This is a genomic window from Anaerophaga thermohalophila DSM 12881 (genome assembly GCF_000191885.1).
GTDB lineage: Bacteria > Bacteroidota > Bacteroidia > Bacteroidales > Marinilabiliaceae > Anaerophaga > Anaerophaga thermohalophila.
In genome coordinates, this window is sequence record NZ_AEWI01000003.1 from 36210 (window position 1) to 48031 (window position 11822).

Consider the following 11822-nt stretch of genomic DNA (forward strand, 5'->3'; position numbering starts at 1 on the left):
GTTAAATTTTCATTAGTCAAATGTAGAGATGTTTACGTCCAACCTTCGATGTCTAATGTTACAAATGATATAAATTTAGTTTCAAACAAAACTCTCAAACCCCGACAGCAATGGATGTTACATGATTTGTAACATTTCTTATGCTCCATAATGGGGTGATTAAGTTCCGATCACTTATCTTTGAAAAAAGAATAAAATTTGTTTTGATTTTTTTAATTTGGAATAATCACTTTGTTAACTTATGAAAAAGTTTCCCATCATATTTTTTCTTTTTCTTTTCTTATTGCAATTTGTTTCAGTTAAATGCAAACAAGAAGAAAAAGACAGTTTTCATGTAGGCTTTTCGCAATGTGCTTCAGATGCCTGGCGGGAAACTATGAATAAGGAAATGGTTATGACTGCGGCACTTTATCCGGAAATTGAACTTACCATTTTGAATGCTGAGGAAAATACTAGAAGACAAGAACTTCAAATTCAGGAATTAATTAATCAGGATGTTGATCTACTAATAATATCACCCAATGAATCCCAACCAATAACTTCCATAGCAACGGAAGCATACAAAAGTGGCATACCCACTATTATAATTGATCGGAAAATCCAATCAGACGAATACAGTGCATTTGTTGGTGCTGATAATTATCAAATAGGGAAAGATGTTGCTGAATATATTGCAAATATTAAAAATGGAGAAGGAAAAATTCTTGAGATTCGAGGGATGGACGGTTCAAGTCCGGCCCAAGAACGGCACCAGGGATTTGTCGAGGGTCTCGCCAATTACCCAAACCTTGAGATCGTTGAAAGTGTGGATGGTAAATGGCTACCGGAAGTAGCAAAAAAAGTAGCAAGACCCGCTTTAAAAAAACATGAGTTTGACATTGTCTTTGGACACAATGACGTAATGGCACGAAGTGCCAGAAAAGTTGCAGAAGAAATGAACATTAACGATCTTTTTATAATAGGCATTGATGCCTTACCTAACCTGGGAATGGAACTTGTAGAAAAAGGAGTACTTCAGGCTTCATTCATTTATCCAACTGGAGGTAAAAAGGCTATTGAAGTAGCCCGCTCCATTTTAACCGGACAATCCTATAAAAAACACAATATTTTGGGAACTTCAGTTGTTGACAGTTCTAATGTAACGGTTTTAAGATTACAGCTGGACCAAGTCATGGCTTATCAAGAAATTCTTAATAAGCAAACGGAACGTATTCGAAAGCAAAAACAACAATTCAACGATCAAAGATCACTTCTACATATTGCATTAATTAGCCTATTGTCTTTGGTTTTATTATCTCTTTGGCTGACTTACTACTATTCTATGATCAGACGCAGAAACAGCGAATTGGACCAGAAGAACAAAGCGATTGAACAACAAAAAGAAAAGTTAGCTCTTCAAAATAATCAGATTAAAAAAATGAATAAAGAAGTAGAAAGAGCTACTCAGGCAAAGCTCAGATTTTTCACCAATATTAGCCATGAGATAAGAACTCCCCTGACATTAATACAATCTCCAATTAATGAGATTCATGAAGAAATAAAAAATCCTTCAGGACCGATTAGCCATGAATTTTTGGAAAACAACATAACATTGGTCAAACAAAATACTGAAAGATTATTAAGACTTATTAATCAACTAATGGATTTTAGAAAAATGGACACAAACGAACTGCAGCTAAATATTTCCAAAATAAGGCTCAGTGGGTTTATTAAAAACATATATAATGCTTTTGCACCTTTGGCTCGACAGAAAGAAATAGAGTTTCTTTATGATTGCCCAATATCAGATTATTTCATGTGGATAGATGTTGATAAAATAGACAAGGTTGTTTTTAATGTACTTTCTAATGCCTTCAAATTCACCCCGATGAATGGGAAAATAGTTCTTAAGGTCAGAATTGATTCAAGCAACAATGCCTTAATCCAAATATCCGATACAGGGCCGGGCATTCCGCCAGAAGAACAAAAACAAATATTTCGGCCCTTTTATCAGCAAAAACAACATAGAACAATGGGAACGGGAATAGGTCTCAGCTTGTCCAAAGGATTTATTGAACTTCATAAAGGTCATATTAAAATTGGAAGTGACGGACGAAACGGCACCACTTTTACTGTGGTTATACCACAAGGAAAAGAATATGCAAGTACAATTCAAAATCAGTCAACCCTTCCAAAAATTCCAGAACCAGAAATGGAAATTTCATCTAAAGAAAAAAATAACTTCGCACCATGGCCTAATCTTCAAAAAAAGCCCTCCATATTAGTTGTGGAAGATGATCAACAATTAAAAAATTATCTTATACGATTGTTATCAAAAGAGTATAAAATCAAAGAGGCAACAGACGGGAAGAAGGCTTTAGAACTTATTGAAAAGAACCATTTTGATTTGATACTAACGGACCTAATGATGCCGGAAATTGATGGTATTGAATTAACCAAGACTTTAAGAAACAATCTTGAGACAAGTCATATTCCAATAATTATGCTTACAGCCAAGGCCGGGACAGAACGAAAAATTGAAGGAATTGAAACAGGCGCAGATGCTTATATTGAAAAACCTTTTAACCCCCATTTTCTTAAAGTTCGAATCAGAAAAATGATTGAAAGCCGAGAAAATCTTAGGCAACAATACCAAAAGAATTTTTGGAAAATTAATGCGAAGGATAATTCCGAGATAATTTCCAACATTGACCAGGATTTTTTGAACAAATTAAATTATTTTTTGGAATCAAACTATTCTGCATCAGAGTTTTCAGTTGAAGAATTAAGTCAAAAAATTGGCATGTCCAGAATTCACCTTTATCGCAAAATGAAAAGGTTAACGGGTCTTACTCCTTCAGAATATATTAATAAATTCAGACTTTTTAAAGGGTTGGAACTTTTAAAGGAAAAACAGGGAAATATCTCTAGTATAGCTTTGGACGTAGGATTTACTTCGCCAGCTTATTTCACTAAAAGATTTCGTGAAGAATTTGGAGCAAGTCCTTCTGAATTTTTGAAAATGGATGGAAATTAGTAAGAAAATGGGGTTTAGAAAAACATTTTGAATAGGTCCCGGGAATGTCAATTTACAACTAAAGACTCTCGGATAAAACTAAAAAGACTTTATCCGTCAGTTTTAACTTGACATGACACTATCTGTTCCCACGCAAAAAATGACTTGTACTTGTAATAGCGGTCTCTACCGCATTGCCCTACCAAAAGGTCGAACGGTTCTCTCGGAAGCATTTTCATAACCTGTTTGAAGATCAGCTGACCGATTAAATGCTTTGTTGTATCTTTGCCCATGTAGTAGTTTTTTGTTTCGCAAAACAAACTTACAACATTGGGGCGAAACCTTGCGGCGGTAGTCCCTTTTTACTGATTTTTTAATCGGTCAGTAGTGATTATTTTATAAGTTATTGGTCTAATGGAATCTGCCTGACGGCAGGTGAGTTCGTAATTTTTTTATGCATCCATTTTTGTGGCAGATTTATGAAATAAAAATTCCATGTTTGTTTTAACGCGTTTAAATAAATTTTTGAGTCCATTTTCAGAAACCTTTTATACCACGAGAATCCAATTTAGGACTTATTATTGCCTTTTTAAGGTTGTTGAAAGTGGTATCTGTTATCAGGTTTGGGACTTTCCTATAACCCAGTTCAAGTCCCCGACTTGAGCGGTTTGTTCAAGCCGGGGCTTGATGGCTTTTTGTTAACTATTCGTTCCCCCAGAGATCGGGTTCACTACCTTTGCTTTTTCTCCATTCGTGGCGCCATTTGTGAATTTCAACTGCACCGATGTGGGGCATTGGCTTCCTGGCTTCTTTCCCGGGAATTTCAGGTACACCGACGGCCTCGTCCTGATACCAGTACGCAACTGTTGCGATATCTAGCGTTAGACAATTATTATGCCCATGTTCGATGGTAAACTTTAGAGACTCATTGAAATATAGGGGGTCCTGGATATGAAACCGAAATGCATGAGTTCTGCCCAGCCAGCCACTCTCATCATTCACTCTTCCATACCCGAAATACGGATGGGAAAAGAGGATTTTTGGGGCCCAGGAAGTGTTGAAGTAGTCTTCAGTACCAGTACCATGGAGGGTTACCTCATCGTCAATAAATATCATATCATCACCTTCACCATACCACATAGGTGATGGGTTATCAACAAAATAATTCACCCCTACAAACTGACCTTTCCCTTTAATATCAGCGATTAGGTAGTTTTCTTTGCCATCGGGATTTTCTTCTTGCGGACCTAATACTCCCCATTCGTTTTCACCATCTTCAAGGGCTTCGGTAAGTTCTTTATTATACCATGCGTGGAAGCGGCCCATGTCTTCAGGTAATTCTTCCAAGTCCACATAATCGACATAATAGTAGAAAGCATCAATGGGGCGATCGTTTTGGTTTTCAATTACAATTTTGGCATTCTCTGAAAAAGGCATTGCAAAATAACTTGTTAGTGCTTTCCCACCGCTAGGACCAGCTGCTAAGGGCAGACTGCTCCAGGCGTATTCTTCTTCCCATCCCTGGCCGAAAAACGGACCAATAGGCGACAGTACAGACGGTTCTTCTTCTCCGTCCCAGTACATTTTAAGAATAATGTTATTCCGGCTCAGGTCATGGGGAGGCGGGGCAATGGTTATCCAGATGTGATTAATAATGCCGGCCCCGTCAATGTCGGCCATAACCAGTTCTTCTCCTGGCTGAATGTTTGCATAACGGTCGTCGTTGCCTCCGCTGCGATCGTAACTACTGATTCTTTTAGATTGGGCCCCGCTTTTGATTTTGGCCAATCCTGTTAATTCGCTTTCCGGCATTTGTGAATAGCCCTGGGCACTCACCAAAAGAAAAATACTTGCAAAAAGTAACGTTAATTTTTTCATGACATTGAAAATTTAGAATAGTTTCACGGTTTATGACTTAAAAATGTTGATAATTAGTAATAATCCCTCATTTGTTCTCTTAAAATTTTAAGAGCTTTGGTAATTTGATTTTCTACAGTTCTTACGGACAAACCCAGTTCATCAGCTATTTGCTGATAACCTAAATTGAGCTTTTTGCAGTAAAAAAAACAAAAGATAGCTTGTTTATTACTCTGATAATGTGTGTCTTAGAGGTGTCAAGACAAAAAAATGACACTTCACCATTTCACCAACAAGACTATCTTTTATGAGCTCTAAAATAACAAAAATATCTTCAACAAGGGGCTAGAACACGTATACGCATACATACAAAATTTTAAGGCATTTTATAGACAACTAAAATTTTTATCATCAAGTAGTTTCGCTAATTGTCCTCCCGGAGTTACGTGTCCTACAGTCAGACTATCACTCATATTGATGATTTCAAGATTTCGGTGATAAGCAGTTTTCCGGGTTATTCGTTTTACATTTTCCGGGAAAGGACTTATAATTAAGAGTCTGTTCTGGGTTAGTGCGGCTTTAATATTTTCATCCCAGCGGCTTTTCATATTGCGGGCCAAAACCAGAATTAAAGGCTGCGAACCTTTTAAAAGAATTTCGAAGACATCTTTTTCGATTGTTGAATGGTTTCCGCACACGACCCAGTTGCCCAGTTGACGTTGTGCTTTGGCCCATTCATAACTTTTTAATACAACACTTGCCGGGCACTTCCTTCAATTATTCATGAGATATTTGCAACCTGTTTGGTTCTGGCTATGCCAGGTTAGGTATTTAAAAATAATAAGCTTCATTTATAAAACAAAATCGTTGATTGTTTTTGAAAAATAAAAAAGTGCCGCTTCAGCCCATCACAAGGCTTAAAACGACACTAAAAAAATAAAGTGAAATAAAGTGATCTCTCTTAGCGGGCTGCTTTGGATTCTTTCTGCCCGCCATCATCCAGGCGGGTTCTGAGATTGGACATGTCATCGGCCACTTTGTTTTCAATGACTTTGGCGTAGATCTGAGTGGTTTTGATATCGCTGTGACCAAGAACCTTGCTGACAGTTTCGATAGGTACCCCGTTACTTAAAGTGACGGTTGTGGCAAAAGTGTGCCGGGCCATATGGAAGGTGAGCCGCTCCTTGATGCCACAGAGATCGGCAATTTCTTTCAGGTAGGCATTTAACTTTTGGTTGGAAATGCGTGGGAAAAGCCAGGGTTTGCCTTCCAGGGTTGGATGGTTCTTGTAAGACTCAATGATTTCAAGGGCTTGGGGCAAAACCGGTAGTTTGACCGAATTTTTGGTCTTATGCCATTGGAAAGAGAGCCATGCCTGCCCGTCTATGCCTTTGATGAGGCTGTCATGGGTGAGATATTGCAAATCCACATAGGCTATGCCGGTGTAGCAGGAAAAGACAAACAGGTCCTTGACCAGCTGAATGCGGGGAATTGAAAAATCCAGATCCCGCAAGGTTTTGAGCTGATCTTCAGAAAGGAAGCCGCGGTCTTTTTTGTCATAAGCAATCTTGTAGTTCTTAAACGGGTTGGTTTGAATCCATTCCAGTCGTTCGGCCAGATTAAGCATCTTGCGGATCCGGCAAAAGTGCTTCATGGTGGTGTTGGTGTCCAGGCTGCCGTCCCCGTTTAATCCCTGCTTTTTCCGCAGGAAAATTTCAAAATCGACAAGTAGTTTATAATCGATGGATCGGACAGGGATGGCCGGTGTTTTCATCTTTTTTTGCAAAAACTCACGGAAATACTTCTGGGTGGTTTTGTAATGAGCAAAGGTTCTGGGGGCAAGCTTGTCCCGACATGTGGTATTGTGGTATTCAATCAGGTCATCAGTGGTTTTGACGGATTCCTGCTCAATGCCAAAGAATAGATTTTTGATGTACTGGCCGGAAATGACTTTTCCCGAGAGCAATGCTTCGGAGTAACATTCCAGGAGCCTTTTTCTAACCTTGTCCAGGAAGGGATTGATTTCTGCGGCTTCTTTGGATTTGGGTCTGACTTTGCCAGCTTCCTTGTTCCACAATTCTGGAGGGATGCTACGCTTTACCGAGAATTCGGTGCGCTTGCCATCGATAGATATCCTTGCAAAAATGGGCGCTCTCCCCTGACTAAGGCGGCCTGTGCGGATGATAAATCCGACGGTGAAGTTTTGAGTGTTTGCCATGACAACTGTGTTTAATGTTTGAATTTGTTCACCGGAAATGGCTTCCGAAATCCTCAAAAATCACCGGAAAAATGAAACGAGAATTTTTGTAACAAACAGTCAACCAGTTTTTAATGGCGATGCTGGTGAACAAATTTACGAAAAAAATTTGTTCACCAACGTTGTGTTTTTTTATGGTTTTAAATGAATGGGACTAAAAATTAAAAAGCTGTAAATCAATCGATTTACAGCTTAATGTTTTTAGATGAATATGGTTCTGTGATCCCGGGAGGACTCGAACCCCCACTATAGGAACCGGAATCCTACGTTCTATCCAGTTAAACTACGGGACCATTTTGCGCAGCAAATATAGAATTTTTTATGCATTAGTCAAACCGGCTATGACTAAAGAGGATCAGCTTATCGAGGGTACCCAACTCAGTACAATGGCCGAATTAACAGACCTGGTGGTCGACAGTGACAAGGTAATTATCTTTTAACCTGTGAGTGCAGCATAAACAGTTCATTTTTTCTCTGTGAATCTCCGTGATGTGCTTTGTACAACTATGTGTAAATAATTGAAAAACAATACTTGCTGTCGCAAGTATTGTTTTTAGTTTTTCCAAAGAATTACTGTTTAGACACCCTCTTTGATATTTTGTCCAAACAAAAAGCTGCAATATAAGGCTTCCCGAATTAAATATTTGGTGTTTCCCACTTTTTAGTCTTCGTGCAGGCAATATCCAACACCTGATCACCGGTCTGAATACGGAAATCTCCTTCTTCCAATATCCACTTACCGTCTTTCCCCACAAAAGCAAGGTCAGAACCTTTTAGCGTTAAAGTCACTGTTTTGGTTTCACCCGGTTGTAATTCTATTTTTTTGAAGGCACGCAGGCGTCGTACATCCGGAGTCAGCGACGCAACCAGATCACTACTGAACAACAGTACACTTTCTTTTCCTGCACGATCGCCGGTATTGGTAACATCCACGGTAAATGTCAGATCGTCTTCAGCTGTAAATGATGTTTTATCCACAGAAAAGTTTTCATATTCAAAACCGGTATAACTCAACCCATAACCAAAAGCCCACTGAAACGACATCTGTGCATTGTAGTTATAGACTCCTTCCATGGTTCCGGTGTGTTCACTTGGTTTGTAATCGTAACTGCCAAGTGAGTTAACCGCCTTAGGATAAGAAAAAGGCAATTTACCGCTGAAATTCGTTTCGCCGCTGATGAGATTGGCCAGAGCATCGCTACCATAATTCCCGGGCAACATAATATCGACCACCGCATCGGCCAGGGGTTCAATTTCACTGATCACACGTGGACGGCCCCCATTCAGAACCAGAACAATCGGTTTCCCGGTTTTACTGAGTGCTTTTACTAGATTCAACTGGTTTTCCGACAAAGTAAGATCGGATAGGTTTCCGGGTGTTTCGCAATAGGAATTTTCTCCGATGCAGGCAAAAATAACATCAACACCATAGGCTGCAGCCACTGCTTTATCTATTTCAGGCTCGTTTTCTTCCCAGTACTCACCGGCATTGTTATAGGTAACCCCTGGCTGGTAAACCACATTATTGTCGCCAAACTTTTCATTAAAAGCTTCCAGTATTGTATTGTGCTCAGCAGCAAACTTATCTGCTCCTTTTCCCTGCCAGGTGTACGACCAGCCACCATTAAGGGTCCGCATTGAGTTGGCATTGGGACCGGTGACCAAAATTTTCTTTCCATCGGCTAAAGGCAAAATATCATTTTCATTTTTGAGCAGAACCATGGATTCCTCAGCGGCCTCCAGGGCCACCTGGGCATGTTCTTCGCTTCCGAACAACGGAAAATCTTCGGTATCGTAAACCGGCGTCTCGAATAAGCCCAGGCGGTATTTCATTCGTAACACCCTGCGTACTGCATCATTGATGCGGCTCATTTTCACTTCACCCTCATCAACCAGCTCTTTCAAAAGAATGCAGAAATCCCAGTCGTAGGGTTCCATGGCCATATCAATACCAGCATTGATGGCCAGTTTAATAGCTTCTTTCTTGTTTTCCGCAACCTTTTCCCTCGTGTAGAGATTGTTGATATCGGCCCAGTCGGTTACAATCATTCCGTCCCAGTTCAAATCCTCCTTCAGCCATTCTGTAAGTAATTCGTAACTGGCATGAACAGGCATACCGTTAACAGAGCCGGAGTTGCACATCACTGACAAGGCCCCTGTTCTTATGGCTTCCAAATAGGGGGCAAAATGCTTCTCACGCAGTTGTTGTTCACTGATAATTGCAGGTGTGCGGTCTTTTCCCGAAAAAGGCACGCCATACCCCATATAATGTTTCAGGCAAACGGCAATTTGTTCTTTGCCTATTTTATTTGGGTCATCACCCTGGAGACCTAAAACGGCTTCGCGTCCCATTACGGCGTTCACAAAAGCATCTTCACCATAGTTTTCCCACATCCGGGGCCAGCGGGGATCACGCCCAAGGTCTAAAGTCGGAGAAAAAGTCCAGGGCACACTCCCTGCTTTTGTTTCATAAGCCGTTATTTCACCGCCTTTGCGAACCAAAGAACGGTTAAAAGTAGCGCCCATGTTGAGAGGTTGGGGAAACATTGTGCCATCCAGAATATAAGTTGAACCATGTATCTGGTCCAATCCGTAAATGCAAGGAATCCCGATCTCCTCCATGGATTTCTCCTGAATTTTGCTGATAATCTCATGCCACTTCTCTCTGGTCTGAGCTATTGTGCCGGGTGTGTTAAGAATGGAACCCACTTTATAGACACCAAACACGGTATCCATCCTGGCTTCGCTCAGTTGAAAATCACCCTGATAAATAGTTTCTGGCTCGCCCAGTACATCAATGGTCAACTGGGTCATTTGCCCGATTTTTTCTTCCAGAGTCATCCGGTTCAACAGCGCTTCAACTTTTTGCTCAATCTCCTGATTTTTGGCTATTACAGGTTTCGCGCTTTCCTTGGCTGTACAGGCGTTCAACACCACTATTGCCAGTAAAAAAACAAAATTTCGTTTCATGGTTTTCGTTTTATTAGTTGGTTTTATTAGTAATTTAGTGTCTGCCCGTAAAGTATCATTTACTGTGTTACGCTTATCCGAAAATTACTCATATACGAGAAACAAACTCCGTATTTTCGGACTTCGGAAGCCTTGTAAATGACACTTCCTGAACAGACACTTGATTTGCTACAACATTTTCCGGCTTTACAGACGGGTACCCTTTAGTAGTAAACCGTCTGTAAAGCCGGGGAAAAAAGCAATATCTTCTTAACCTTCGTTATATTGAGTTATACATTGTCCTGGTTAAAGACAATCTGCAAACAGGAACAAATCTATCACTGAGTGCAGTATAAAAAGCATTTTTTTATCAAAATCCAGATGTTTTAAATTTTTTACCAGAGTTACCTTATTGTTAATGAAGATATAAAAATTTAAAACAAAAACGAGTTCGGCAATAAAGATGCTTCTTAGACCGGACTCATTGCTTTAATTTATCTTTTTTCCCTTTTTATTAAGCAAAATATCCACTCTTTCCCGAATTACAAGGCAACCATAGCGCATATCTTCGAGCATGGGGGATATGTTTTCATAAAAGGCGTCTATTTTATCATCACTGTCAATGATTTCCACCACCATCGGCACTTTTTCTGCAACCTCCCAGAATTTGTATGAATGAATGACCGAACTGGCGCCAAACCCCAAAGCGCCTCTGATAGCTGTAGCCCCTGAAATTCCTGCTTCACGGGCTTTGAAAACAATCGACTCGAACAATGGCTGATGCCCGTCCTTATCCGTTGAGCTAATATAAATCCGAAGCATGGATGATTTTGTAACTGCCTTCATATCAAATCATTTTAATAAGCATCCGCCCAAGAAATACTGCGATAAGACCAAACAAAAAACTTAATCCTGTATACGTTGCAAATCGAAAAAATTCATTGTTTTCTAAAAGCAACAGAGCATCGTTGGAGAAAGACGAGAAAGTAGTAAATCCGCCACACAGTCCAACAGTTAAAAACAATCGCCATTCGGCCGTCATAAACTGACCCTTTCCCGAAATACCAAAAAATACACCGATCAGAAAACTACCTGCAATATTCACCAGTAAAGTTCCCCAGGGAAAAGTGGAAACAAAGAAAACCTGAATGTATCGTGAAATAAAAAACCGTAAGATGGTACCGATAAATCCACCAAAACCGGCTATGAGCATCGCCTTGACCATTGAGATTAAATTGAATGTTAAAACAAAGATAATAAAATGGGGACACGGTGAGAAAGCACGATAATCAACAAACGCTTTTATGCATATATATTCAACTTTATTTCATCCGTATAAAATTTATTTATTAAGGTCGGATGGAACTCGCATGCAAGAACTTATACATGTTCTGTTGTGGAAAACGTTGCCATGCTTGTTTCATCTTACATTTAATAAATTGTTACGGTTGTTAGAATTGTTAAAGTTGTTAATATTGTTAATGTGTTAGTTGTTAGAATATTATAAGTTTTATTACATTAGCTAACAATCCTAACAATCCTAACATTTTTATCCGTATAAAATTAGTCTAAGTTATTGGAATGATACAATTTATTATGCTTTAATTAATATAAGATTCTTCGCTCCGCTCAGAATGACAGACTGTCTAATGTCATTCTGAGGAGGTAACGACGAAGAATCTGTTCACTGTTTTTGGTTTCTTTGATGATTAGAGGTTAATTATACATGTTCTTTTGTGACAAACCTTGCCATGCTCGTTTCAT

Annotated in this window: 8 protein-coding genes and 1 tRNA gene; 1 reads left to right on the forward strand and 8 read right to left on the reverse strand. The window is 39.5% G+C overall.

Annotated elements, in window-relative coordinates:
• The first annotated feature begins 241 nt into the window (after positions 1 to 241).
• On the forward strand, positions 242 to 3016 hold the full coding sequence (locus ATH1_RS0101730) for a hybrid sensor histidine kinase/response regulator transcription factor (RefSeq protein ID WP_010416713.1): 2775 nt from the start codon (positions 242 to 244) through the stop codon (positions 3014 to 3016).
• 89 nt (positions 3017 to 3105) lie between these two features.
• Here the strand turns inward: ATH1_RS0101730 and ATH1_RS22700 are convergent, their stop codons facing one another.
• The 8 genes from ATH1_RS22700 to crcB all read right to left on the reverse strand — a co-directional run bounded on the left by ATH1_RS22700 (position 3106) and on the right by crcB (position 11283).
• Entirely contained in the window at positions 3106 to 3288 is a 183-nt protein-coding gene (locus tag ATH1_RS22700; RefSeq protein WP_010416717.1) for a DUF4372 domain-containing protein, read from the reverse strand.
• A gap of 409 nt (positions 3289 to 3697) precedes the next feature.
• Entirely contained in the window at positions 3698 to 4873 is a 1176-nt protein-coding gene (locus ATH1_RS0101740) for a glycoside hydrolase family 172 protein (protein WP_010416720.1), read from the reverse strand.
• 53 nt (positions 4874 to 4926) lie between these two features.
• Complete coding sequence (locus ATH1_RS22705; protein WP_081467413.1) at positions 4927 to 5070, reverse strand: sigma factor-like helix-turn-helix DNA-binding protein; 144 nt, start codon at positions 5068 to 5070, stop codon at positions 4927 to 4929.
• A gap of 743 nt (positions 5071 to 5813) precedes the next feature.
• Entirely contained in the window at positions 5814 to 7070 is a 1257-nt protein-coding gene (locus ATH1_RS0101750; protein WP_010416726.1) for a site-specific integrase, read from the reverse strand.
• 259 nt (positions 7071 to 7329) lie between these two features.
• A tRNA-Arg gene (locus ATH1_RS0101760) sits at positions 7330 to 7402 on the reverse strand.
• A gap of 343 nt (positions 7403 to 7745) precedes the next feature.
• On the reverse strand, positions 7746 to 10079 hold the full coding sequence (locus tag ATH1_RS0101770) for a glycoside hydrolase family 3 N-terminal domain-containing protein (RefSeq protein WP_010416734.1): 2334 nt from the start codon (positions 10077 to 10079) through the stop codon (positions 7746 to 7748).
• 468 nt (positions 10080 to 10547) lie between these two features.
• Positions 10548 to 10904: a DUF190 domain-containing protein gene (locus ATH1_RS0101775; protein WP_010416736.1), complete on the reverse strand. Its 357-nt coding sequence runs from the start codon at positions 10902 to 10904 to the stop codon at positions 10548 to 10550.
• Position 10905: 1 nt separating this feature from the next.
• The gene (crcB, locus tag ATH1_RS0101780) at positions 10906 to 11283 is read right to left on the reverse strand and encodes a fluoride efflux transporter CrcB (RefSeq protein ID WP_029163908.1); all 378 of its coding nucleotides are present in this window, start codon (positions 11281 to 11283) and stop codon (positions 10906 to 10908) included.
• Positions 11284 to 11822 lie beyond the last annotated feature (539 nt).

What these genes read in the sequence shown, in the direction of transcription:
- ATH1_RS0101770 (WP_010416734.1), bottom strand. Translation starts at nt 10,079, where the DNA reads ATGAAACGAAATTTTGTTTTTTTACTGGCAATAGTGGTGTTGAACGCC.
- ATH1_RS22700 (WP_010416717.1), bottom strand. Translation starts at nt 3,288, where the DNA reads ATGGGCAAAGATACAACAAAGCATTTAATCGGTCAGCTGATCTTCAAA.
- ATH1_RS0101775 (WP_010416736.1), bottom strand. Translation starts at nt 10,904, where the DNA reads ATGAAGGCAGTTACAAAATCATCCATGCTTCGGATTTATATTAGCTCA.
- crcB (WP_029163908.1), bottom strand. Translation starts at nt 11,283, where the DNA reads ATGGTCAAGGCGATGCTCATAGCCGGTTTTGGTGGATTTATCGGTACC.
- ATH1_RS0101730 (WP_010416713.1), top strand. Translation starts at nt 242, where the DNA reads ATGAAAAAGTTTCCCATCATATTTTTTCTTTTTCTTTTCTTATTGCAA.
- ATH1_RS0101740 (WP_010416720.1), bottom strand. Translation starts at nt 4,873, where the DNA reads ATGAAAAAATTAACGTTACTTTTTGCAAGTATTTTTCTTTTGGTGAGT.
- ATH1_RS0101750 (WP_010416726.1), bottom strand. Translation starts at nt 7,070, where the DNA reads ATGGCAAACACTCAAAACTTCACCGTCGGATTTATCATCCGCACAGGC.